Here is a 24,470-nt window from a genome sequence, read left to right as displayed (position 1 = left end):
TAATCAAAACCTGTTCACCTTTGGGCCGACGCATCGGATTATCCGAAAACCGCTTCACACTTTTCGGTCCGATGCGTGCGTATCGTGCCGCCATGCCGGAAACGGATCGCGAAGGCCGACGGCGGCCTGTGGATCGAAACCCGTCTCCTCCCCGGTCAGGCAATCGTCGAACGCGGTGCGGATGGCGCCCTCGTCGAAGCCGGAGCCGATGAAGACCAGCTCCTGGCGGCGGTCGCCCCAGACATCGTCCCAATGCCGGTCGAGCAACTGGCGGAATTGCGGATGGCGCGGCCAGTGCGCCCGCGGCACCGAAGCCCACCAGAACCCTCTGGTATCGATGCGGCATTGCGTGCCGGCAATCGACAGCAAGCCGATCTCGTCCGGCCGGGTCGCCAGCCAGAAATGGCCTTTCGCCCTGATGACGCCGGGCAATGGCTGCTCGAGCATGCGGCCCAGCCGCGCCGGATCGAAGGGCCGGCGGCTGCGATAGACGAAGCTTGTTATGCCGTATTCCTCGGTCTCCGGCACATGATCGCCCCAGCCGTAAAGCTCCTTGTGCCAGAGTGGATGGCGGGCGGCCTTGGCTTCGCTGAAAAAGCCGGTATCCAGGATCGCGCCGAGCGGCACCTGGCCGAAAACCGCCTCGATGACGCGGGCATCCGGATTGAGCGCTGCGACGACCCGGCGAACCTCGGCAAGATCGGTGCAGGGCACGTCGCCCGCCTTGTTGATGATGACGACATCAGAAAATTCGATCTGCTCGACGAGCAGTTCCACGAGTTTGCGATCATCGTCCCCGTCACGCCTTTCGCCGCGATCGGCCAGGAACTCGTCGCTCCGGTAATCGGCAAGCAGATTGACCGCGTCGACGACGCAGACCATGGTATCGAGCCGCGCCACATCGCAAAGGGCCGCTCCGCTCTCGTCGCGGAAGGAGAAGGTCGCCGCTATCGGCAGGGGCTCGGCGATCCCCGTGCCCTCGATCAGCAGATAGTCGAAACGGCCGGTGGCGGCGAGCCCGCGGACCTCGCTCAGGAGATCGTCGCGCAATGTGCAGCAGATGCAGCCGTTGGTAAGCTCGACCAGGGTTTCGTCCGTCCTCGAGAGGTTGGCGCCGCCGTCACGGACGAGATCGGCATCGATGTTCACCTCGCTCATGTCGTTGACGATCACGGCGATCCGACGTCCCTCGCGATTGTTCAGGACATGATTGAGGACCGTCGTCTTGCCGGCGCCGAGAAACCCCGCCAGGACTGTTACCGGAAGTCGATTGTCTGCACCCGTCATCGATACCCCCCGCTCGCCTTTACGCCGCGAGCTGCGGTTTGAACGCCACGTCCACATAGTAGTTTGTGCTGTTGTAACTGCTGGTCGGGAACAACCCGCTCGATCCATAGGCGTAGACGCCGTTGTCACCGCTGAGCGCCCTGAGGTCGCCGCTCGTCTTCTCGGTGCTGAAATAATTGCCCGTCGCCGAGTAGTTGCCGTTCGTGCTGTAGGAAACGACGTAGGTCGTATCCGCTTCGACCGCGACCTGCTGGGTGAGCGCGGCAGTCTGCCAGCCGCTTGCTGTTTCGTTGCTGAAGGTGATGCTTGCAAGCAGCGTGCCCGAGGCGGTCCAGAGATAACCGTTATGCGGGCCCGTATTGTCGGCGCCCTTATAGAAGCGGATGCCCGTGACCCAGCCTGCCGTGTCCGCCTGAAATTTCATGCCGAGATTGACCGGGTGATTGTCGTTCACCGAGACGACTGCAGGCGTTTCATTGGCGCTGAAGAGGTTCTGCTCACTCCCCTGGGCGTTGACGGTAAGCGCAACCTGGGCCGATGCCGTGCCGCCCTGACCGTCGGTGATGGAATAGCTGAAGCTCGCCGGCCCGGTATATCCTGCTGTCGGCGTGAAGGTGACGGTCTGCGTCTGGCTGTTGTAGGACACCGAACCGTTGACCGCGCCGCTGACGCCGGTGATGACAAGCGGGTCGCCATCGGCGTCGCTGTCATTTGCGAGCAGGTTTGCAGCGGCGATCGACAGAGCCGTATTGGTATAGCTCGTATAGCCATTGTCATTGGCGGCGACCGGCACCGTATTGCCCGTCGACTGGTTGAAGACGACGTCGACCCAGTAATTCGTCGACTGGTAGCTTGACGTCGGGAAGGTCGAGCCCGATCCGACCGCGTAGACGCCGTTGCTGCCTGCAAGCGCCGTCAGCGAGCCGTTGGTATGAGCCGTGTTGAAATAGTTCGAGGTCGCCACATAGGTGCCGGTCGTGTGGTAGGAGGCGACATAGGTCGCACCCGCCGTGATCTGCAGCGGCGTGGCGAGGTTCGCGGTCTGCCAGCCGGAAAGCGACTCGTTGGTGAAGGTGACTGCGGCGACGAGCGTGCCGTCGGCCCTCCAGATGGAGCCGGTATGCACACTGGTATCGCCGGCAGCCTTGTAATAGCGGATGCCCGAGATCGTGCCGGTCGAGGAAGCGACGAACTTCATGCCGAGTTCCAACGCGGTATTGTCGTTGAAGCTGCCGCCGGTCGGCCCCTCACTTGCCGTAAACAGCGTCTCGCCAGCCGAACCCGTCTGGACGGTCAGGCTGACATTGCCCTGATCCGTGCCGCCGCGTCCGTCCGACAGCGTATAGGTGAAGCTCGCCGGGCCTGAATAATCGTTGGCCGACGTGAAGGTGATGGTGCCGGTCTGCTTGTTGAGAGCGACCGTGCCGTTGGCGGCATTGCCGACGGCCGTGATGGTCATCGCATCGCCATTGGGATCGGTATCGTTTGCCAGGAGCGCGGCAATGGAGATAACCAGCGTTCCGTTGTGGCCGACGATCAGCCCACTGTCGTCGGTCGCGACCGGTTGGCTGTTGGGGCCGGCATCGAAGACCACGTCCACCCAGTAATTGCTGCCGCCGGGGTTCTGGCCGGGGAATGTGCTGGGCGTGGTGCCGTAGGCGAAGACGCCGCCGCCATCGACGGCCTTCAGCTGGCCGCTGGCATAGGGCTCGTTGAAATAGTTCTGGGTGAGCGAGTAGTAGCCATTGCTGTGATAGGAGGCCACATAGGTCGTGCCGGCTGCGATCTGGATCGGGCTGGAGAACATCACCGTCTGCCACCCTGAGAGCGATTCCCCTGTCGCTACGCCGGTCGCCAGCAGCGTTCCGGTGCTGCTCCAGAGGCTGACGACGTGTTCGCCAATGTTATAGAAGCCCTTGTAGAAGCGGATGCCCTCCACCGAGCCTGCCGTCGTCGCCTGGAAGCGCAGGCCGAGCTCGACTGAATCGCGATCGACCGCTACTTCGGTCGCGGGCTTTTCGGCGAGCGTCCACAGGCCCTGCGTGCCCGGCAGCGTGACGGTGACCTGCTTGCCGGCCGATGGCGCCTCCAGATTGACGCTGTCGTCGACGGCGCGTGACAGGATCGTATAGGTGCCGCTCGCCTGGACGACCCAGTTATAGCTCCAGTTCTCGCGGCCCGTGGCCTTGAACCAGTGCTGGCCGCCATCGGTGGAGACCTCGACGCCGGCAATGATGCCGCCGCCGAAATCCTGCGCCGTTCCTGATATCGTCACATGCTGCCCTTCGAGAAAGCTTGCGCCTGATATCGACGAGGTGATCGACGAGGTGGGCTTCAGCGTGTCGGTCGATTGAGTCGCGAGGATCAGGCTCGCGTCGAGCGTCGTCGGCTGGATGCCCATGTCCGCGAACATGTTGACCATCGCCTGCTGCACGTTGCGATCGGTTGGCGTTGCCGGCCCCTGATGCTGATCATTCAGCCCCCAGGACCAGAAGACGGTGCCGGCGCCGAAGACGAGCGCGCCGCTTGCCGCCCGGTACATCGTCAGGCTGTGGGTCGCCACCGCATCGCCGATCGTCGAGCCGTAATCGCGGAGATAGGTGTTGACCGCGACCGAGGAGAGCGACAGGTCGATCAGTCCAGCCGGACGGAATCCATTCTCGACATCCGAGTCCCATTCATAGCCGAGCAGATTCCGCACCAGATTGTAGGTCTCGCCCGGTTGCAGCTCTGCCACATCGGTATTGCGCCAGAAGCGAAGGTTCGAATAGTCGTAGGGGATGGAGATCGTATCCTGGCGATAGCCGTCCACCTGAAACATCGTGCCCGTCAGCGAATTTTCCGGCTCCTGCCCCGGATCGGCGTAACGCGGATCGCGCCAGGTGCCGGTGCCGATATTGCTCGGGTCCGTGCTCGTGCCGTAGGTCTCCTTGTAGCAGACCATGGTGCGGTAGGCCTGGCCGCTGCCGTCGATGCTGCTTTCCCAGCGAACCTTCCAATAGACTTCGTTGCCGCTCCAGAAGGCGAGGTTCACGCCGGCATCGCGCGCGGCCTCCACATTGGTGCGCTGCTCGGCCGACCAGTATTCGTCATGGCCGACCGACAGGAAGGCCTGATGGTTGAGCAGCAGATTGCCGCTGCGCGTCGCATCGACGCCGGAAATATAGGAAACGTCGTAGCCGTTCTGCTCCAGCCACTGGATGGCTGAATGCTCCACGCCAAAGATGAAATCGTGCGAGCCGCCGACCGGGCTCGTATTGGTGATGATCGGCCTGTTATAGCTGATCGCCGAGGCGCGACCGATTGCGGTCAGGCCGCAGCTGCAGTTCGGCGGCAGGTAGCCGATCATGTCGGCGGGATCGACGGGGACATCGCCGTAATAGAGGCTGGCGCCGCCCCAGGCATTATAGGCCTGCCAGGTCGTGTCCGAGGTCTGGAAGACGATATTGCTGTGCGAGGAGTCGTCGCGCACGACGAAGGGAATGATGCTGGCATCCTCGGTACCGTCCTCGCGCACCAGCTTGGCGAAATAGACGCCGGAGACCGCATCGGTCGGAATCTGCCAGCTCGCCGAGACCGACCAGTTGCCGCAGTCGATGAGACCGAGCGACATGTCGACGATCGGATGCGGCTGGATCTGCGCCGTGGTCAGCTGCTGCTCGATCGAGCCGACCTTGCGCGCACCGGCCCCGCCGTAATAGCCCATCCGGTAGATATCGATGCGGTAATGCGTGGAATCGGTGGCGATCTTGAAATCGACGGTCTGGCCGATATTCGTGCTGATTTCAGTGGCGAAGCCCTGAATGGTGCCCTTGCCGTCGCCTTCCAGGCCCCACTCGCTGATCGGGTTGCCCTGTTTCAGGTTTTCCAGTGCGATAATGTTGAGCGTCACCGCAGCCGGAGCCGCCGCCGGTGCGGCCAGCGCTGAGACCGCGGTCGTCTCAGCCGAAACGTCCTGGCTCGGTTCCACCGTAAGGGATGCTATCGAGGCCTGAAGCCGCAACGAAGTCGTGTCGAGACTGCTGGAAGACATCACCGGCGCCGCCGTCGTGACACTTCCGATGTCGGCATCGCTGGTAATACCCGTCAGCGCGGGAGCGGCAGGCAGTGTCGCAGCCTCTTCGTACGGATCCGGGGCAAGTACGGTGTCTTGCGATATCGAGGAGGTCGTGTCGAAGACCGTCGCAGCCGACGCCGTCTTCGTGGATGTGTCCTGCGCGCCGCCATCGGCGGCATGCGCTGGCATCGGCGTCGACGATGCAGGCGACGACTGAATGTCGCCTGATGATATCAAGGAAGATGTAACCGTGCCGATGAAGGAGGATTGAACGCTTGCGCTGCCTTGATTGGCAAAGCCGGAAGAACCCTGAGTGCTCGAAGACACTACGGTCGGAGTTCCAAGCAGTGCGGGCCAGGCCGAGGTTGCGTGACTGATGCACGGCGTGCCGCCGGCAGCGGTCAGGTATTTGCGATTCCTCACATGAAATCTCAGCAAGAGCGGCGTCCCCATTTCCCGTCGACCAGCATTGAATGGCTTCATCCTGCCAGCTTTCGGAGCGGAACGTACGACAGCAATCTTGGGTATGTGGGTGGTACTCCATACGCCGATATGATGATCCTCACCGCATGTCCGACCGACAGGTTCTGGAGCTGTCTGGTGCTTCCGCTAAGCCGCAGATGTTGGGTGAAAGGAAACTTGTCGGCCTTGTTTTGCCGGTCCGGGTGATCGAGCCGGTAATCTCCTGCGCCGCTCCGTGCTACCAGGTCGGAAAGGGATCTTCGAGGGCCGACCAGTCCCGAGGATCCGAGCTGGCCAGGCAGTCGTCCAACGCGCTGCGGACGCCTGTCTCGTCCATATCAACACCAATGAACACGAGTTCCTGCCGACGATCGCCCCAAGCGCTGTCCCATCGACGCTCGATATGCTGGCGAAACTGGTGGTGGCTCGGCCAGTCCTGCCGGGGAACGGCCGCCCACCAGAGCCCCATGGGTTCACAGCGCCGCTGCGCTCCGGCCGCCGACATCAGACCCACGTGACGCGGTCGCGTAGCCAGCCAGAAATGACCTTTGGCGCGGATGACCCCCGGCCAGGGCTCGTCCAGGAACGCCCGAAACCGCGTCGGGTCGAAGGGACGCCTGGTGCGATAGACAAAGCTCGATACCCCATATTCCTCCGTCTCCGGAACATGAGCACCCGGGCTGTACAGTTCCTTGTGCCATAACGGGTGAGCGGCGGCCTTTGCTTCGTCGAAGAGGCCCGTACTGAGAATGCTTGCAAGAGATACCTTGCCGAAGTCCGTCTCCACCTGGTGTGCATCCGGGTTGAGCGCAGCCACCGTCTTGCGGACTTCCGCGCGAATCTCGTCGGTCGCGTCCGAGATCTTGTTGATGACGACAACGTCGGCAAACTCGATCTGGTCCACCAACAGGTCGATGAGTGTCCGCCGGTCCTCGCCGTCCCGTTGCATGCCGCGATCGCGAAGCAGATCGGCGCTGCTGTAATCAGCCAGAAGGCTGGCGGCGTCGACAACAGTCACCATCGTGTCAAGTCTGGCAAAATCGGAGAGCGAAACACCGTTCTCGTCGCGGAAGGAAAAGGTGGCAGCGATGGGGCGCGGCTCGGCAATACCGGTTCCCTCTATCAGCAGATAGTCGTATCGCCCCTCTTCGGCCAGTCGCCGCACTTCCGTCAGGAGGTCATCGCGCAGGGTACAGCATATGCAGCCATTGCTGAGCTCAACCAATGCCTCCGTCGTATGCGACAAGTTGCAGCCGCCGTCGCGAATGAGACTGGCGTCTATGTTCACGTCACTCATATCGTTGACGATGACGGCGACCCTGAGGCCCTGACGATTGGTCAGCACGTGGCTGAGAAGCGTCGTCTTGCCGGCGCCGAGAAAGCCGGCGAGCACTGTCACCGGGAGCCGCTCGCCCTTGTTCATCACTGTCGCTTGAATGGGAGCGGAGGCGGCGTCCCTCTCTGCGATCGGCATTTGCGTCGTGTCAGCCTCATTCGAAACCGATCCTAACCTTATCCTTTGCATCACGCGACCAGTTGCGGCCGGAAGACGACGTCCGCGTAGTAATTGGTTGAATTGTAGCTGTTGGTCGGGAAAAGACCTGCGGTGGCGGAACCGCCATAAGCATAGACGCCATTGCCGCTGGCCGGGGCCGTCAACGGCCCGCTGGTGACGGGGGTGGTAAAGAAATTGCTGGTCGCCACATAAGCGCCGGTCGTGTGGTAGGAGGCGACATAGGTGGTATTGGCGGCGATGGTGACGGGGTTTGTGAAGTTCGCCGTCTGCCAGCCGCTCGCGGTGGTGGTGGTGAAGGTGGCGGTGGCAAGTTTGGTGCCTGTCGCGGTCCAAAGGTCGACGACATTCTGGCCGTTGTCATTGGCGCTGCGATAGAACCTGATGCCGGTGACATCTCCGGCAACGTTCGACGTGAACTTGACGCCAAGTTCGAGTTGCTGACCATCGTTGAAGGTCCGGCTCGGCGTGCTGGAAGCAGAGAACAGGCTGTAGGTCGTCGGCGCCGTCGACACGGCAATGTTGAAGGTCTCGTTGGCCGCAAGGCCGCCGAGATCGGTTGCCGTCACCTTGATGCCGTAAGTGCCCGACGTCGTCGGCGTGCCGGAGAAGGTGCGCGTCGAGGCGTTGAAGGTTAGCCAGGAAGGCAGCGCCGTGCCGTCGGCGGCCGTTGCCGCATACGCCAACGTGTCGCCGCTGTCGACATCAGTGAAGGTGGTCGTCGGCAGCGAGTAGGAGAAGGCAGAGCCGACGGTGGCATTCTGGGTCGTCGTCTGGACGGCCAGCACCGGTGCATCGTTGGCGCCATGGATGGTGATCGTCAGGTTCGCCGTGGCCGTGGCGCCGGCGCTGTCGCGCATCGTGTAGCTGAAGACATCGCTCAGCGTGTTGGTCGACTGTCGCAGCGCCTGAACGGTCGCATTGTTCTCGTTGACCGCATAGCTATAGGCACCCGATGCATTGAGCACGAGACTGCCATAGGTGCCGTTCAGCGCCGAGCCGAGCGTGCCTGACGTCGTCCCGAAACGGACTGCCGTGACGGTCTTGGTGTCACCGGTATCCGGATCGGTGTCGTTGGTCAGCACGTTGCCGCTCGCAACCACGCCGCCCGAACCATTGGCCACTCCGCCCTTCTCGGTCGCATCCCCTGTATCGGCAACCGCCGTCGGCGTCGTGTTCGAGCTCGACGTCGTAAACATCACATCGACCCAATAGTTCGTCGACTGGAAGGTGCTCGTGGGGAATAGGCTGTTGCTGCCATAGGCATAGACGCCGTTGCCGCTGGCCGGCGCCGTGAGCGGACCGCTGGTTACATTTGAGGTGAAGTAGCCGGTCGTCGACGAATAGTGACCGGTATTGGTATGGTAAGATGCGGTGTAGGTTTGTCCGACCGTCAGCGATACCGGACTGGTGAAATAGGCGGTCTGCCAGCCGCTGGCAGTCTCGTTCGTGAAGGTGAGGGTCGCAATCCTCGTGCCGGTACTCGACCACAGTGAACCGGTATGCGTGCCGGTATCCTGACTTCCCTTATAAAAACGAATGCCGGTGACGGTACCTGCCACGGACGTCTGGAATTTGAAGCCGAGTTCAACCGCCGAGGTATCGTTGGTGTTGACGACCGCGGGCGTCCCCGAACCGAAGAGAGAGGTGTAACTCGGCCCGCTGACGGTGACCGTTCGTCCCGCAGAGGGCGTTTCCAGGTTGACGTTATCATCGACTGCGCGAGACCGGATAGTATAGGTGCCCGCGGTTTGCGGCTGCCAGGTATAAGTCCAGTTCTCATCGCCCGTCGCCGGATGCCAGCTCGCACCGTTGTCGGTCGAAACCTCGACCGCGGCGATGACCCCGCCTCCGGTATCGGCAGCGGTGCCGGTAATCGTCACGGTGGATCCAACGGTCGCCGTGGCGGGCACCGTGATGACCGATGTCGGCGCAGTGTGGTCCAACGAAGCGGTCGCGGCGGTGAGCCCGGACTGTAGCGTTCCAGGCTGAATGCCCATGTCAGCAAGCAAATTGACCATCGCCTGCTGTACGCGCGAGTCCGTCCGGGTCGCCGTGAGGTCGTGATTGTCGCTGAGACCCCATGTCCAGTAGACCGTGCCGGCGCCGAACACCAGCGCGCCGCTGGGCGCGCGATAGAGCGTCAGATTGTGGGTCGCCGTCGCATTGCCGGTCGTGTTTCCGTAATCGAGCAAATAGCTGCTGACCGGAAGCGTCGTCGACGACAGCTTCACCAGGCCAGCCGGATCGAAGCCGTTATCGGGTGCTTCGTCCCACTCGTAACCGAGATAATTCTTGGTGAGCGTCGCCGTCTGCCCCGGCTGAAGATTGGCAACGCTCGTATTGCGCCAGAAGCGAAGGTTGGCATCATCGTAGCCAACGGTGATCGCACCGAGGTTGCTGCCGACATCGTCGACCTTGAACAGTTGACCGGTCAGCGAATTCTCCGGATTGCCGCCGCCAATGGCAGGTGGGCTGAAGCGTGGATCGCGGAAAGTGCCTGTCCATTGGTCGGAAGGATCGATATCGCCGCCCGCCCATGTCTCCTTGTAGGTGATCAGAGTGCGGTAGGGCGTGCCGTCGGCGCTATAGGCGTTGCCCCAGCGGGTGCGCCAATAGACTTCGTTGCCGCTCCAGAACATCAGGTTGACGCCCGCATCGCGCGCGGCCTCGACATTGGTTCTCTGCTGTCCCGACCAGTATTCGTCATGCCCGGCATCGACATAAGTCTTGTGATTGAGCAACAGGCTGCCATAGCGATCGGCGTCGACACCCGACAGATAGGAGACATCATAGCCGTTCTGTTCCAGCCAGTAGATGCCCGCATATTCAGCACCGAACAGATAGTCCTGGGGGCCGGCGTAAGTGCCGACCCCGCCGCGCGTCGCGATCGGCCTGTTGTAGCTAACGGCATAGGCGCGACCGGCACCCTGCCCTGTCGCCGGACCGTTGCCGCCATAGAGGTTTGCGCCACCCCAACCATTGTAAGCTTGCCAGGTCTCATCCGCGGTCTGGAAGACAACGTCGCTGTGGCTGTCGTCGTCGCGCACGATGAACGGGATGTGATTTTCGCCGGAGGTGCCATCCTGACGGACGAGCTTGGCGATATAGACGCCTGAAACGGCATCATCCGGTACGGTCCAGGACGCCGAGACGGCCCAGTTACCGGCGTCCACCGTGCCGGTCGTCGCATTGCGCAACGGACTAGGTTGGGTCTGCAATCCTGTGTGCTGCATCGTCGCGACCTTGCGCGCCCCCATGCCGCCATAATAGCCGAGCCGATAGATATCGATCCGGTAGTTGGTGGAATTGGTATTGATCTTGAAGCTGATCGTCTTGCCATTATCGACGCTGATATCGGTCGCAAACCCTTCGATGTTGGAGCTGCCGGCACCGTCGATGCCCCACTCGCTCTCCGGATTGCCCTGCTTCTGGTTTTCCAGCACGATCGCGTTGCTGACCGCCGCCGCAGCCGCCAGACTCTGCGTTGTCGATGACCCCTGCGTAGAAGGCTTAGGTGGCTTCGTCACAGAGCCGGACAGGATACCGATATCCTTGGATTTTGTTCCCGTTCCCGTCTCTCCCCCGCCCGGCAGGGTTCCATTGGTGAGCGCCGCGTCCGACCATGTTGCAGTGCCGGTCCAGCCCGAGAGTGGGGACACGTCACGATCGAGAAGCGGATCGCTGACCGAGGCGCCGATGGCCGGCTTGATCGTCGCCACATAGTCCGGCCCTTCGATCAGCCTGGTCCCCGGCAATTGACCGTCCTGTTGAAGCAGGGCGCCGCCATGGGCCCAATCGAGAATCCGCGTAGGGGAGGTAAGATAGCCGCACCCGCACACGCCAAAGGGCATGCCGAAGGCCAGCGAATTCGCGCCGGCGTCGTGCGCCGTCGCCTGCCCTGACGGGCTCGATTCGAGAATGACGACCTTGCCCGAATGAGCACGCCCGGCCGCCACCTTAGGAGCACCATGCCCCGAAACTGTCGGTGCAGGGCTTTGCGGCAGATAGGGAGCCAGAGGATCGTCGCCCATTGAGCTTATTGCCGTATTGGTGCGCTGAAGGGACGATGCGGTCCCGAACGCAACTCCATCCGCGCGCCACTGGAAACGTGCAAAATCCGGCATAGGCGCCGACAGCGCGGCCACATCGCCGCTTCGAATACCAATTTCGGCAGGCGTTGCGAAAGTGTCAGGCAACGGCCGCTCTTCGAGGCTGTTGTCCGCGTCGCCGTTCACGTGCGCTCTCTGCCCGCCATCATGCTCGTTGAGGGCCGCATCCTTATAGGGACCGTCGACAAGGGTGCCCTGCTTGTGTCCATCGGCGGTTTGAACAGATGCCGCAAGTTGAGCACTATCCTTATGCTTTTCGGCAGGTTTGCGCGGTCTTTCCTTTCCGCCGACGGTCAACCATCGGGGCACCAACGAATCCACCAGGAGTGAGCGCGAAGTCCACCGGCGAGCGTTGCGATACATGGCAAGAACCTCTCGCGAAATTTAAGGATTAAATCTATTAGGATCGTTTGACACGATCTCCGGAAGTATAGTCGAAAAATACACGAGTATATCCTACGCCTTTCGCTCTACAGACGGCATCCTTTGGGCAACGGCCGTTGACGCTGTAAACGCCCAAACGGGAAGCAACGGCCGGGTCGACCAAGCGATGGCAAAGGCCGTCTGCATCGGGGTGTCTTCAATCCGGCACGCCTATGCGATCGCTATCCTTCAGGGCGAGCACATCTATTCCTGCGTGCATGATCTCGTGATTTTTCAGGATGATACCTCTCTGAGATATACGCTCCTGCTCGATTTTAGACTGATGCACCCACCCCATCTCATCAATAGTGATGAGGCAAAGCAAACGACCTTCACCTTCCTCAAGCCTTCGCCAGACGGCACACTAACGATGCGGCTTCGGACCTGCCGGCCGGCGGTCGAACAGCGTCAAGGCATCGGATCAGCATCCGTTCAAGGATGTTTCGCAGGCGAGATATGTATATGAATTCATCGCACCGCATCCCCCAGCGGCTCTTTCGCACGACGTTTGTCATCGGTGTACTCGCCCTTCTTGCCGGCGCGGTGTCGCCGGCTCTCGCCGATAGCGCGTTCTTCGCTCCACAAACGAAAATCCGTCTGAGCGTCGTGCAATGGATACCCTCCAAGGGTCAGTTTGATCGGTTGGATGGGATCAGTGGGGAATACACTGTTTCGGATTCAGGTATAATCTCCCTGCCCTTCCTGGGGGCGCTGGCGGTCGCCAATCTCGACAATGAGGGCCTTGCCATCGAAATTGCCAAGCGCCTTCAGGCGAAGATGGGTCTGACCCAGGCACCTGCAGTGACCATCGACGTTCTGGACTATTCCTCCATTTACGTGGTGGGAGACGTGATGGCGCCGGGAGAATACAAGTTTCGCTCCGGCCTCAGCGTCTTGCAATCCCTCGCAATGAGCGGCGGCCCGTTGCGGGCGGCGGCGCAGCAGCAATCGCAGGCGATCAGGCTTGCCGGCGATTTGCGGGACATTGACCATTCGCTGCTGCGCAGTTCGGCAAAGCTCGCGCGGCTGCAGGCGGAGATGGCCGACGCGAAGGAGATAGTCTTCGATCAGCCGCCCGCCGCCGATCGGCAATATGCCGAGAGTATCTACCAGGAGGAGCGGGTCATTTTTCAGGCCCGTGCAAGCGCGCTGGACAGACAGTCGGTAGCGCTCGTCGAATTGCGTAATCTCTTGACTGCGGAAGTCGAAACGCTGCAAGAAAAACTGAAAGGCTCGGATGACAATATCCAGTCAGTGGAGGAACAACTGACGAGCGTGAAGACGTTGGTCCAGAAGGGCCTGACGATCTCCTCACGTCAGATGGATCTGGAACGATTGCTCACCACCTATCGCTCCGATCGGCTCGATCTCGTGACTGCCATCATGCGGGGACGCCAGGCAATCAACGAGACGACGCGCAGTCTCGAGGGACTTTCCGACACTCGCCGCAACGAGCTCGCTACCGAGCTACAGGCGGAAAAGGCCAACCTCGATCAGCTCAAATTGAAGCGTGACACCACGCAACAGCTGCTTCTCGAAGAACTGTCGAGCGGCGCCAGCGTGAAGAATTACAATGAAGAACTGCCGCTGACGTTCATTGTGAGCCGGCGGGAAAAGGGTGAGGTCAGTCAATTCCAGGCTTCCGAAATGACGGAGCTGGCACCGGGCGACGTGGTCAGGGTGACTCGGGTACGCACCGCCGATGCGTCTTCCGAAGACGCCACTGCGCTGCCTGTCCAGACAGGGGCGAATGTCAGTCAGGTAAGCCGATGATAACGGGCTGGGGCCTTCGATGACTTTCAGAATGATCCCACCAAGCCAGACCTATACCCAGATCCTCAAATCGACGATGCTGATGGGCGGCTCTTCGCTCGTCAACGTCGCACTCAGCATCGTCAGAAACAAAGCCATGGCCGTCCTGCTCGGGCCGGAAGGCATCGGGCTGATGGGCCTTTACAGCTCGATCGTGGACATGGCGCAGTCCCTCGCCGGCCTGGGCGTCGGCGGCAGTGGCGTGCGTCAGGTCGCTGAGGCAGCCGGCACCGGCGATACAACCAGGATCGCCCAATCGGCGACCGTACTGAGACGCATATCAGTGGTGCTGGCGCTCTTTGGGGCGCTCCTTCTTGCCGCATTGGCGTATCCTGTCTCAAGTTTCACCTTCGGTGATTACCAGCACGTCGGGGGCATTGTGCTGCTGTCGCTCGCCGTTTTCTTCCGGCTGGTGTCTGCGGGGCAAGGCGCATTGATTCAGGGTATGCGCGGAATTGCGGATCTTGCCCGTATCAACGTGCTTGCCGGGCTCTTCGGTACAGCGGTGAGTATCCCTCTTATCTATCTCTTCGGGGTGCAGGCGATCGCACCGTCGCTTGTGCTCATTGCAGCTGCCTCAATCGTTCCGACGTGGTGGTACAGCCGGCGGATCTTTCCAAATCCCTACCCGATGTCGGCGCGCCAGTTCGGCCGGCAGGTGTCGGCGCTGCTCCGGCTCGGGTTCGTCTTTATGGCAAGCGGGCTTCTGACCTTCGGCGCGGCCTATGCCATCCGCATCATCGTGCTGAAGGAAGGCGGCGTCATGGCGGCGGGATTGTATCAAGCTGCCTGGGGTCTCGGCGGTCTCTACGCCGGCTTCATCCTGCAGGCCATGGGGACGGATTTCTATCCTCGCCTGACTGCAATGATCGACAACGATGTCGAATGCAACCGGCTCGTCAACGAACAGGCCGAAGCCAGCATGCTGCTCGCCGCCCCCGGCCTGCTCGGCACGCTGACGCTGGCGCCGCTCATGATGAGCCTGTTCTATTCGGCAGAATTCCACGGGGCAGTCGAACTTCTGCGCTGGATCTGTCTCGGCATGATGCTGCGCATTATTTCCTGGCCGATGGGTTTCATCGTTGTGGCGAAGAACACCCAGGCGATTTTCTTCTGGACTGAGGTTGCGGCTGCAGTCGTGCATGTTGGGCTTGCCTGGCTCCTGGTATCGCTGCTTGGTACCCAAGGAGCCGGCATGGCATTTTTTGGCCTCTATGTCTGGCACGGCATCCTGATCTATGTGATCGTCCGCAAATTGACCGGTTTTCGCTGGTCCGCCGCCAATCGCCGACACGCGTTGCTTTTCTTGCCCGCATCGGGGCTGGTATTCCTGATGTTCTCGATTTTGCCGCTGTGGCCGGCGACGGTGATCGGCTTCGTCGCCGTCCTTGTCTGTGGGTTGTATTCACTGCGCATGCTGGTCGACCTGCTTCCGCCGGAGTCCGTGCCGGCCATGATTCGCGGATGGATCACGAAGTCAGCCTAGAGCGATTCAGCTCTTCACGAAAACGCAGGGCCGCTCTAACCCTTTGTAGTTACTGCAATTCCCGGCAACAGCGCTTCGCGGTTTGCCTGGGAAAACCGCTTCGCACTTTCCTGGTGCTCTAACGAACAATGCGCGCATCCTCAGATCCGCGCATCGTTTGTTATGCAATTGCCGTATCAGGAGATGGCGTTCAGGCGACAGCGATATCCATGGGACGTTGGACGTTGGCGGCTCCGACGGTCGCCTCCTCGAGGGCTGCGCGAAGTGCCTCAACAACCCTGACGATGTCGAGGTCCGTCATCTGGGCGAAGAGCGGCAGGATTATCGTTTGCTGCTGCGCTGACACGCTTCGCGCCAGGCCAGTGGCGGCTCGATGGACGCTCTGGCCGGAATAGGCTCCTTCCAGATGAATGTTCATCACGCCGCGCCTGGTCGATATCCCTTGGTCGAGCAGTACCTGCATGACTGCCCGCTGGTCGACGGCATCAGGTAATCTCACACAGAAGCTCTGCCAGTTGCTGCGGGCCCAACCAGGCTCCATCGGCAACGTTAGGCCGCCGATCGTCGACAGGTGCTCGCAATATCGAGCGGCAATCCGCCTTCGCTCTGCAACCAGCTCCGGCAGCCGCCGGAGCTGCACCCGTCCGACCGCGGCCTGGAGGTCAGTCATGCGATAGTTGTAGCCCAGTTCATCATAGTCTTCGAAAATCACCTGTTTCGAGCCGTGGCGGACGGCATCGGTGACGCTCATGCCATGCTGGCGCCACAGCCGGAATTTTCGGTCATATTCCGGATTCACAGTCGTCAGCATGCCGCCGTCACCCGTCGTGACGACCTTTCGGGGATGGAAGGAGAAGCAGGCAATGTCGCCATGCGGCTTGCCGATCTTTTCCCAACGCCCGTCCCAAAGGATTTCGCTTCCCGTCGCACAGGCAGCGTCCTCGATAACCGGTATCGAATGGCGCTTGCCGATCTCCACGATCGAACGGAGATCGCAGGGCATGCCGAGCTGATGCACGCACAGGATTGCCTTGGTGCGGGGCGTGATTGCCGTTTCGATCAAGCTGGGGTCGATATTGTAACCGTCAGGCTCGATGTCGACGAAGACGGGCACCGCGTTGCAGTACCGAACAGCGTTCGCGGTGGCGATGAACGAATGGCTGACCGTGATGACTTCATCGCCGGTACCGATGCCGACCGCCATCAAGGCGAGATGAAGCGCGGTCGTGCAGTTGGAAACGGCACAAGCGTGCTCGGTGCCGACGAAGGCTGCGAACTCCTTCTCAAATGCCGCGACTTCCGGCCCTTGCGTCACCCACCCCGACAGGATAACGCGGCGCGTGGCTTCAGCCTCTTCCTCTCCGAGAACGGGTTTGGCGACGGGAATCGTCGATAACAACGGGCTCATGCAGCCTGGCCTCCTGCCGAAGCAGTCTTCGACTGCCACCACGCGACAAGGTCACGAAGCCCCTGCTCCATCGAGATTTCCGCCTTGAAGCCCAGAAGCCTTTCGGCCTTGCTGATATCGGCAAGACGACGCGTGACGCCGTTGACGGCGCGCGCCTCTTTGTGCTGCGGCTCGAGTGAGGATCCCATGATATCGCTCAGCATCTGCGCGAGTTCCAGCAGGCTTATTTCCCTGCCGCTCGCGACGTTGAACACCTCGTCCGTAACGTCGCTCTTTGCCGCCAGCATGTTTGCCCGCGCGATATCGCGTGCATCGACGAAGTCCATCGTCTGGCTGCCGTCTCCATAGACGAGCGGCGGCATTCCGGCCGCCAGACGTTCCATCCAGCGGATCAGAACTTCCGTATAGGCGCCGTAAACGTCCATTCTCGGCCCGTAGACGTTGAAATAGCGCAGCGCCACATAGCGCAGGCCGTACATTTCCGCGAAACTGCGCAATAGACCCTCGTTGAAGGTCTTGGCCGCGCCGTAGATCGTCCGGTTATTGTAGGGATGATGCTGCTCGGTCGTCGGGAAGCTTTCGGCAAGCCCCAGCACGGAGGCGGAGGAAGCAGCAACGACCTTCGACACGCCGGCCTTCACGGCAGCTTCGAGGACGTTGAACGTGCCCTCGGCCAGAACATCGAAGGCGAGCCGCGGTTCTTCCGCGCATTGGGTGATGCGGATCGCCGCCTGGTGAAAGACGATGTCGACGCCTTCGAAGGTTTTCGCCAGCAATGCCCTGTCGCGGATATCGCCCTCGATGATGTTGACGGAGCCGCTTGATATTGCCGTGCTGAGATTGTCCCGGCGCCCACGCACGAAATTGTCCAGGACGATGATCTCGCGAGGTTTTTCCAATGCAACAAGATCGGCAATATGCGAACCGATCAGACCTGCACCGCCGGTGATGAGCACTCGTTTGTTTCTCATGATCTTCCCTCACGCGACATGTTCGTCATCGGATCATTCTCCGAACGCCAACGTATGAATTTCGCCGGTACACCGGCGGCAACCGAGAACGGCTCGACGTCGGAAACGACGACTGCTCCCGCTCCAACGATCGCCCCCTTCCCGATGGTCACGCCGGGAAGAATGGTCGCATTCGTTCCGATATCGGCCTCTGCACAGATGCGTACCGGCTTGATTTCAAGATCCGTACGGATGATCGGCACGTCTATCGGCAGTGCGGTGTGGGTCGAGCCAAGCACCTTGGCGCCCGGCCCCCACCCGACAGAATCCTCGATCACGAGGTCGCGCGCGTCGAAATAGGCCATCGGGCCGATCCAGACATTGTCGCCGATGACGCAAGTGCCATCGTAGCGTCCCTGGATGTAGGCCTGAGCACCGATGAACACGCCATTGCCGATTTCGAACGTTTCCGGATGTTTGAAACCAGCGCCGCCTGCGACCTGCAGACCTTCGCCGCAGCTCCGCGTGATAGCCTGCCAGATGGCTTTGCGCATCAGCGCGTCGACCACGCCGTCGCCTGTCGCGAAGCGGCCGTAGAGTTCGATCAGGCCGGCGCGCCCATATGATTGCCTGAGCTCTTCGACGAGCCCCGCCTGATATGCTGGATCTGCCGGCTTCTGGCTGCGGCCGTGGACGGCCTGCACGACGCGAGCCTCGCGTGGACTAGCTGACATAGGCATACTCCAGCGCAGCCGCGACCTGATCGACGTGCTGTACGGGCATTTCAGGATAGATCGGTAAGGAGAGAACCTCGCGTGCGGCAGCTTCCGAGACCGGGAAGTCGCCTGCTTGGTAACCGAGGTCGGCATGGGCCTTCTGCAAATGAACGGGAATAGGATAGTGCAGGCCGGATGGAATGCCCTCTGCTGTGAGCACACGTTGCAGGCCGTCCCGATCATGGCTTCTGATGGCGTAGACATGGTAGACATGCCGCCGCTCCGGCACTTCGACAGGCGTTCGCAAATGCGGCGATCCTGCAAGCAGCGAGGAGTAGCGGCGACCATGCGAACGACGGGCTTCGGTCCAGGCTTCGAGATGCCGGAGCTTGACACGCAGAATGGCTCCCTGGATGGCGTCCATGCGATAGTTGAAGCCCTTCAGCAGATGATGATAGCGCTGCTCCTGACCCCAATCCCGCAGCATGCGCATTGTCTTGGCCTGCTCATCGCTGTTCGTGACGGCGATCCCGCCCTCGCCGCAAGCGCCGAGGTTCTTGCCCGGATAGAAGCTGAAGCAGCCAGATGCGCCGATGCTGCCGGCGCGCGCGCCCTTATATCGGGCGCCATGTGCCTGGCAGGCGTCCTCGATGACCGGGATCTGGTAGCGATCGGCGACTGCCATGATGCCATCCATATCCGCCATCTGACCATAGAGATGGACGGGGATGATGGCCTTGGTCCGGGAGGTGATCTTCGCCTCGAGCTGAGCCGGATCCATGGTCAGCGTCACCGGCTCGACATCGACGAATACGGGTGTTGCGCCCGTATAGCAGATCGCCGACACAGTCGCGACAAAGGTGAATGGCACTGTGATGACTTCATCGCCGGGACCAATGTCCGCCGCAAGCAAAGACAGATGCAGGGCACTCGTCCCGGTGTTGACGGCGATCGCGTGTTTGACGTTGCAATAATCCGCGAATTCCTGCTCGAGGCGGATGACTTCCTCGCCCAGTATGTATTGCCCAGAGGCGAGCACGCCGAGCACGGCGGCGTCGATTTCGCTCTTGATCGATTGATATTGTGCTTTGAGGTCCAGAAAGGGGATCATGCGATGCGCCTCGCCTCTTCGAGCTCGACGATACGACCGCGCTGTGCGAGCGACCGGCTTGCGGCTTCAAGGACTCGAACGACACGCAACCCGGCATGCCCGTCCGTAATGGGCCGGGAATTCTGCTCGATGCACTCGACGAAGTGATCCAGTTCGCGCTTCAATGCCTCGGTCATATCGAGCTTGGGCGCCCACATATCGCCGCTGCGGTAGCCGACCAGCATCTGATGCACCTTCTCGCCATACGCATCGGAATTTGGGCACATGGTGATGCCCTTGTCATAAACCTTGATCTTTTCGCTGGGCTCGAGATCGTCATAGACGATCATCTTGTTGCTGCCGCCGATCAGCGTGCGGCGCACCTTGACCGGCGCAAGCCAATTGACGTGGATGTGCGCGATGAGCTTGCTCTCGAAAAAGAGCGTCAGATAGGCGATGTTCTCCGGCTCGCCGAGCACGTGGCTCATGCCCGTCGCAGAAACAGCCACCGGTTTTTCCTGCAGGACGTGGTCCAGGATGGAAAGGTCGTGCACGGCGAGGTCCCAGATGACGCTGACATCATGCTGGAAGAGCCCGAGATTGACCCGAACCGAGTCATAATAATACATGTCGCCAAGGCCGCTTTCGACCAGTTCGCGCATTTTCCGGACGGCGCCGGTGTGGACGAAGGTATGATCCACGGCCAGCACGAGGCGCCGGCGCGCAGCTTCGTCGACCATTCGCGAGGCTTCTTCCGCCGTCGCTGCCATCGGCTTTTCGACGAAGACATGCTTTCCGGCCATCATCGCCTGCATTGCAAGCTTGAAATGTGTCGAGACCGGCGTCGCGATGGCGATCGCGTCGACTCTCGGATCGCGCAAGACTTCCTCGAAGTTGTCGGTGACCGTTATTGCGGGGTACCGGCTTTTGACGGCCCCCAACCGTTCGACGTTGAGATCACAGACTGAAACAAGGTGGGCGCCGGCCGCTTCCGAGATGTTACGAACCAGATTCGGACCCCAATACCCATATCCGACAACAGCGATACCGATCATTCCATTTCTCCCAACGCAAACATGTCTACCGGTCCGTCATTGACGCGGCCGATCACCCGAGCCGGAACGCCCGCGACGATGGCGCCGTCAGGCACGTCCTTCGTTACAACCGCCCCGGCGCCGACCTGCGCAGCCTCTCCGATGGTCACGCCGGGCAGAATGGTGGCGTTGCTGCCGATCGACGCGTGGCGCTTGACAAGTGTAGGGATGAGGATCCAGTCGGCCTCCGTCTGCAGGCTGCCGTCCGGATTAATGGCGCGCGGGTAGGTGTCGTTCGTAAACATGACCCCGTGGCCGATGAACACGCCGTCTTCCAGCGTCACGCCCTCACAGAGGAAGGAATGGCTGGAAATCTTGCAGTCTCTCCCGACCACGACATTCTTCTGAATTTCGACAAAGGTGCCGATGCGCGTTCCTGCGCCGATCGTGCAGCCATACAGATTTACGAGATCTCGATGGTGGATGACGCTGCCGTCGCCCAGCTTGACATTTGATGCAATCATCCCTGAAAACCCCTACTACTCCTAACAGGGCCCGATTTTCAGTTGAAACAAACAATCGGGCGATTGCGTCCAAGGTTTCTAACCAACAGGACAAATATTTCTCTACACCTCAAAGAGAATTGTTTTCGTCACTCGAGTAAAGAAACAAAACGGTTAAGCTTACTCACCTAAAGGCGTATCTACTTATGACGACTTACGCCCTGGCTCATGCTATCGACCAGCACTGGTGGCAGGAGTCACCTCCCGTACGCAATGCGGCCTACGCCGGAGACAGCGATTGTTTCCATGCATTTAGTGGCTTGCCATAAAACCGATATGTAAAAACATAGACTAGCTTGCGATGAATCCAGTAAGACCTAAGTCTATACTCAGGATTACCTTCCAATTTCCAGCAATTTAAGGAAGTTGTGCTGTACTTAGCCTATATTAGCTACTGTAACGTTCCGCGAATTGTGGTATTCGATTCCTACTTTAGAGTTTCCTAAACCCCCGTATTGAGAGGGGTCGGTACTCGGGTCGTAGTGAAGCGTAACGTGTTAGAGGGAGGGTGAAGCTGTGAATTCAGCACTTATACCGAATTTGGACCTCAGGCAGGAAAACGTAGCTCTTCCCCTTAATAACGCGCACACACTTGCCCTGTCGGCAGGACAGACGCATTCGCTTGTCATTCTCGATAATCGCGAACTTGATCGTCAATGCCTGGCGCAATGCATGGCTGCCCAAAAGGCGGATTTGCAGATTCTGGCGTTTGGATCGATTGAGGAGTGGAAGCAGAAGCGAGACGAATACGCTCCGCTTGCGGCAATCCTCTTGAACGTCGGCGGCAAGAAGGTCGATGAACCGGCCGTTTCGGAACAAATCCGGAAGCTGTCGTCGGAATTCGCCTCTACACCCCTTATCGTATTGGCTGATAGCGACGATTTCGGCCAAATCGTCAGGGCTCTTGAGTACGGTGCCAAAGGGTTCATACCCGCCTCAGTCAGCGTCAGCGTCTGCATGGAGCTGATCGCGCTGTCGGTGGCAGGAGGAATATTTGTGCCTGCAAGCGCCCTGTTCGCCATGCGTCACCTGCTGGACTCGAGCAACTCGACGGCCCGCCCGCTCTCCGGCATCTTCACCGATCGTCAGGCAGAAGTGGTGGAGGCGCTCCGACGCGGAAAGGCGAACAAGATCATCGCCTACGAGCTCAATCTCCGAGAGAGCACCGTCAAGGTGCATGTTCGCAACATCATGAAAAAGGTCAAAGCGACCAACAGGACGGAAGTTGTTTTCAAACTCAACGACTTGTTCCAAAGTGGTGTTCCGGCGTGAGCGTGAATACAGCGATGCGCTGATACAATTCTTGGGGTCAATCTTTTCGTATTTTGCAGCACATTTGTGCTCAAATCACCCCGGTGGCGCGAAATGCGTCACCGGTTTTTTTGATACGTTTTTTTGATACCGGGCAGGTCTGTCTCGTATGGCGTGAAGAGCGATCGAGCGCTCAGCTGCCGACCGTTGTTCCCGTACTTGCAGATGAACTAACCCGGTTCCTGCGCATGCATCCTGCAACTCGTCGCGCGATGGACTTCAAGGCGTACCAATACTTTGGCCCAATCATTTGCTTGCAGGCCAATTTGAAGCAGGGCAACGAATTTCGCAGCTCAGGAGAGACCTCCAGTGCAAAACGCTGAATGGCAGCGGCCGTTGCAAGGTCGAAGTTGTTGAAGGCGATGCCAGCCTGTTGAAGCGCCTTATTTCCGAGCTCCCTGGCAAGAAAGCGTCTCAGCGTCTGATCCTTTTTGAGGCTATCTGTCGCTTGGCTAAACAGCGCATCAAAAGCCTTTTTTCTTTGCAGAAGGTCGGAAAGAATGTTTTCGCCGTAGTATTGCAGCGACATATTCGAAGCATGTCGGCGATATACTGCTTGATCCTCTTTGATGAAGCCTACATCGGCATGTGATGCGAGCCGCAGCCACATTTCCATATCGCCGGCATGCGGCAGCTCCTTACGATAGCCGCCAACCTGCTTTTGCAGCGCCGTCCTCACGACAGCCGTCGGCGTTGGAACGAGATTGCTTGCCCCGCTCAACCGCATGAATTGCGGACCGGACAAGACCTGCATGGGACGCACGTTATCGCCGAGAGGATCAGCGCGGCTCGTATTACCGTCCGGCTCAGCTATGAGCGCGTTCCCGAACGCCATCCCCACATTTGGATAGGTGCGCATCAGTTCCGCCGCGCGGCCCAGCGAGCCCGGCAAAAGATAATCATCCGCAGAAAGAAGCAGGAATAAGTCACCGCCTGCCCAATCGATTCCCTCATTGTAGGTGGCGATGTGGCCCATGTTTGTCGTGTGCCGCCGATAAGTGACCCGGTCATCCCGGGACGCCAGCGCCTTTCCGACTTCCGGTGTATTGTCCGGCGAGCAGTCATCCAGAATAAGCACGCGCACATCGACGCCTGCTTGTGAAAGGACACTCTCAACAGACTCCTGCAGGAAATGAGCGTAGTTATAGCAGGGAATGACGACATCAACACGTTGCAAACTTATTCCTCCGCTGGCACAGCGCCATGCTTGGTTCGACAGATCTTCCGCTGGCGGCATCGTCTTGTTGTTCAGTGGCGTTTGTTTCCCGCTCGCAGGTGCGTTGAGAGATGTTTCCGCCTCAGCACTCATATTTTGGCTCCGAGATAGGAGTACGGGGAAAGTCTTGACAGCGCATATTGACCGATCAGCTTTGCTACCGTGCGCCGCCTGAGCGGAAAGCCGAAATCCTGCCAGATGCGCCAGCGGTCTCGAACCGGAAGGGACTTGAGCCAGTAGTAGGGCTGATCAGTGAATGCGAGGGTCTTGCTGCCCGCGGGGGCAGGTTCACCCATCCGCTTGTAGTCGGCTTCCCAAGTCGTGCGGTAACAGACCGTCGAGATCGGCTCATGAGCGCGCGACAGCCCAGAGCTCCGTATCGAGCTCCAATAGACAGAATCTCCTACGGGATAGAGTTCCCTCGGCATGTGAGCCCAACGCGCGATGATCGGCAGGCACGGCCGCGTGAGAAACAAGCAGTTCGTATCCACGTGCGTGCGGCCGTCGCTTTTTGAGTCGTCGAACATGTAGGTGCCGTCTGCGCGATGCATCGAACGTCTCGATGAGCAAACCGCAGCACCGGTACGGTGGTGAAGTTCAAGCAGACGCTGGATGTGGTCGGATCTGTACCAGTTGTCCGCATCGAGAAACGCCACCGCGTCATAACCCTGGGCGAAGGCGCTGAGGCTGCCGATCACGCGAGCCATGTTGCCCGCATCGCCGTGAGCATTGGGCAGGATGAAATGTTTTGCGCCCCAGCGACCGACGGAACTGTTCGGAAAACCGTCGGCAACAAAGACATGGTCGCATGCAACGGTTTGCTCGACAACGCTCGCCCGGCACTGCTCAAGGAGTTCGTTAGGCTCCTTGTAATATGGTGTAATAACAGCAACGCGCATTGCCCATGTCCTCGGTGTTTTTTTGCGGCGATTTGCACGTCCGACGATCGCCGCCCCTTTTTTACAAACCGCGATATGGGCTCGGTTCAGTAAACCCAAACCGAGCCATGATTTGCGCTTTGACGTTGCCG

Annotated in this window: 15 protein-coding genes; 3 read left to right on the top strand and 12 right to left on the bottom strand. The window is 60.0% G+C overall.

The genetic code is table 11. The features are described from left to right. Positions 1-54: 54 nt before the first annotated feature. The 4 genes from AMK00_RS07025 to AMK00_RS07010 form a co-directional block, all read right to left on the bottom strand. A complete protein-coding gene (locus tag AMK00_RS07025) occupies positions 55-1,287 on the bottom strand; it encodes a GTP-binding protein (protein ID WP_064809998.1) in 1,233 nt (410 codons plus the stop codon). 19 nt (positions 1,288-1,306) lie between these two features. Then, positions 1,307-5,827: a DUF4082 domain-containing protein gene (locus AMK00_RS07020; protein ID WP_064809997.1), complete on the bottom strand. Its 4,521-nt coding sequence runs from the start codon at positions 5,825-5,827 to the stop codon at positions 1,307-1,309. Positions 5,828-6,044: 217 nt separating this feature from the next. Beyond that, positions 6,045-7,229, bottom strand: coding sequence for a GTP-binding protein (locus AMK00_RS07015; RefSeq protein ID WP_064811663.1), 1,185 nt, complete (start codon positions 7,227-7,229; stop codon positions 6,045-6,047). A 101-nt stretch (positions 7,230-7,330) separates the two neighbouring features. Further along, positions 7,331-11,794 (bottom strand): DUF4082 domain-containing protein, encoded by a 4,464-nt coding sequence (locus AMK00_RS07010; protein ID WP_064809996.1) that lies wholly within the window; start codon positions 11,792-11,794, stop codon positions 7,331-7,333. A 516-nt stretch (positions 11,795-12,310) separates the two neighbouring features. On the opposite strand from AMK00_RS07010, the gene AMK00_RS07005 reads away from it, so the two are divergent. Together AMK00_RS07005 and AMK00_RS07000 are read left to right on the top strand one after the other, a co-directional pair. After that, positions 12,311-13,627: a polysaccharide biosynthesis/export family protein gene (locus AMK00_RS07005; RefSeq protein ID WP_064809995.1), complete on the top strand. Its 1,317-nt coding sequence runs from the start codon at positions 12,311-12,313 to the stop codon at positions 13,625-13,627. 19 nt (positions 13,628-13,646) lie between these two features. After that, positions 13,647-15,152, top strand: a complete 1,506-nt coding sequence (locus tag AMK00_RS07000; RefSeq protein ID WP_064801496.1) for an O-antigen translocase — start codon at positions 13,647-13,649, stop codon at positions 15,150-15,152. A gap of 190 nt (positions 15,153-15,342) precedes the next feature. Here AMK00_RS07000 and AMK00_RS06995 read toward each other — a convergent pair whose 3' ends face one another. Genes AMK00_RS06995 through AMK00_RS06970 form a run of 6 tightly spaced genes read right to left on the bottom strand, consistent with a single transcriptional unit; the run spans position 15,343 to position 20,874 of the window. Next, complete coding sequence (locus AMK00_RS06995) at positions 15,343-16,560, bottom strand: DegT/DnrJ/EryC1/StrS family aminotransferase (protein WP_064809994.1); 1,218 nt, start codon at positions 16,558-16,560, stop codon at positions 15,343-15,345. Next, positions 16,557-17,531 carry an NAD-dependent epimerase/dehydratase family protein gene (locus tag AMK00_RS06990; RefSeq protein ID WP_064801492.1) on the bottom strand — a complete coding sequence of 325 codons (975 nt, stop codon included), beginning with the start codon at positions 17,529-17,531 and terminating at the stop codon, positions 16,557-16,559. Before AMK00_RS06990 ends, AMK00_RS06995 begins: the two co-directional genes overlap by 4 nt. Next, positions 17,528-18,244 carry an acyltransferase gene (locus AMK00_RS06985; protein WP_064801490.1) on the bottom strand — a complete coding sequence of 239 codons (717 nt, stop codon included), beginning with the start codon at positions 18,242-18,244 and terminating at the stop codon, positions 17,528-17,530. The genes AMK00_RS06990 and AMK00_RS06985 overlap by 4 nt, the downstream gene beginning before the upstream one ends. Beyond that, entirely contained in the window at positions 18,234-19,337 is a 1,104-nt protein-coding gene (locus tag AMK00_RS06980) for a DegT/DnrJ/EryC1/StrS family aminotransferase (protein WP_064809993.1), read from the bottom strand. The genes AMK00_RS06985 and AMK00_RS06980 overlap by 11 nt, the downstream gene beginning before the upstream one ends. Next, positions 19,334-20,371 carry a Gfo/Idh/MocA family protein gene (locus tag AMK00_RS06975; protein ID WP_064801487.1) on the bottom strand — a complete coding sequence of 346 codons (1,038 nt, stop codon included), beginning with the start codon at positions 20,369-20,371 and terminating at the stop codon, positions 19,334-19,336. Before AMK00_RS06975 ends, AMK00_RS06980 begins: the two co-directional genes overlap by 4 nt. Continuing rightward, a complete protein-coding gene (locus tag AMK00_RS06970; RefSeq protein WP_064801486.1) occupies positions 20,368-20,874 on the bottom strand; it encodes an acyltransferase in 507 nt (168 codons plus the stop codon). The genes AMK00_RS06975 and AMK00_RS06970 overlap by 4 nt, the downstream gene beginning before the upstream one ends. Before the next feature lie 555 nt (positions 20,875-21,429). On the opposite strand from AMK00_RS06970, the gene AMK00_RS06965 reads away from it, so the two are divergent. Then, entirely contained in the window at positions 21,430-22,185 is a 756-nt protein-coding gene (locus AMK00_RS06965; RefSeq protein ID WP_064801485.1) for a response regulator transcription factor, read from the top strand. Between the two features lie 172 nt (positions 22,186-22,357). On the opposite strand, the gene AMK00_RS06960 is transcribed toward AMK00_RS06965, so the two are convergent. Together AMK00_RS06960 and AMK00_RS06955 are read right to left on the bottom strand one after the other, a co-directional pair. Next, complete coding sequence (locus AMK00_RS06960) at positions 22,358-23,401, bottom strand: glycosyltransferase family 2 protein (RefSeq protein WP_064801484.1); 1,044 nt, start codon at positions 23,399-23,401, stop codon at positions 22,358-22,360. Positions 23,402-23,529: 128 nt separating this feature from the next. Continuing rightward, positions 23,530-24,339 carry a glycosyltransferase gene (locus AMK00_RS06955; RefSeq protein WP_064809992.1) on the bottom strand — a complete coding sequence of 270 codons (810 nt, stop codon included), beginning with the start codon at positions 24,337-24,339 and terminating at the stop codon, positions 23,530-23,532. Positions 24,340-24,470 lie beyond the last annotated feature (131 nt).

The sequence above is a fragment of the Rhizobium sp. N621 genome, from assembly GCF_001664325.1.
Classification (GTDB): domain Bacteria; phylum Pseudomonadota; class Alphaproteobacteria; order Rhizobiales; family Rhizobiaceae; genus Rhizobium; species Rhizobium esperanzae.
Note: the sequence above shows the minus strand (reverse complement) of the source record. Positions and strands in the feature narration are given on the sequence as shown.

Excerpts from the sequence above, each read along its gene's own strand:
- AMK00_RS06995 (WP_064809994.1), bottom strand. The coding sequence starts at position 16,560 with ATGAGCCCGTTGTTATCGACGATTCCCGTCGCCAAACCCGTTCTCGGA.
- AMK00_RS06975 (WP_064801487.1), bottom strand. The coding sequence starts at position 20,371 with ATGATCGGTATCGCTGTTGTCGGATATGGGTATTGGGGTCCGAATCTG.
- AMK00_RS07000 (WP_064801496.1), top strand. The coding sequence starts at position 13,647 with ATGACTTTCAGAATGATCCCACCAAGCCAGACCTATACCCAGATCCTC.
- AMK00_RS07005 (WP_064809995.1), top strand. The coding sequence starts at position 12,311 with ATGTATATGAATTCATCGCACCGCATCCCCCAGCGGCTCTTTCGCACG.
- AMK00_RS06985 (WP_064801490.1), bottom strand. The coding sequence starts at position 18,244 with ATGTCAGCTAGTCCACGCGAGGCTCGCGTCGTGCAGGCCGTCCACGGC.
- AMK00_RS07010 (WP_064809996.1), bottom strand. The coding sequence starts at position 11,794 with ATGTATCGCAACGCTCGCCGGTGGACTTCGCGCTCACTCCTGGTGGAT.
- AMK00_RS06970 (WP_064801486.1), bottom strand. The coding sequence starts at position 20,874 with ATGATTGCATCAAATGTCAAGCTGGGCGACGGCAGCGTCATCCACCAT.
- AMK00_RS06955 (WP_064809992.1), bottom strand. The coding sequence starts at position 24,339 with ATGCGCGTTGCTGTTATTACACCATATTACAAGGAGCCTAACGAACTC.
- AMK00_RS07020 (WP_064809997.1), bottom strand. The coding sequence starts at position 5,827 with ATGAAGCCATTCAATGCTGGTCGACGGGAAATGGGGACGCCGCTCTTG.
- AMK00_RS06980 (WP_064809993.1), bottom strand. The coding sequence starts at position 19,337 with ATGATCCCCTTTCTGGACCTCAAAGCACAATATCAATCGATCAAGAGC.
- AMK00_RS07015 (WP_064811663.1), bottom strand. The coding sequence starts at position 7,229 with ATGAACAAGGGCGAGCGGCTCCCGGTGACAGTGCTCGCCGGCTTTCTC.
- AMK00_RS06990 (WP_064801492.1), bottom strand. The coding sequence starts at position 17,531 with ATGAGAAACAAACGAGTGCTCATCACCGGCGGTGCAGGTCTGATCGGT.
- AMK00_RS07025 (WP_064809998.1), bottom strand. The coding sequence starts at position 1,287 with ATGACGGGTGCAGACAATCGACTTCCGGTAACAGTCCTGGCGGGGTTT.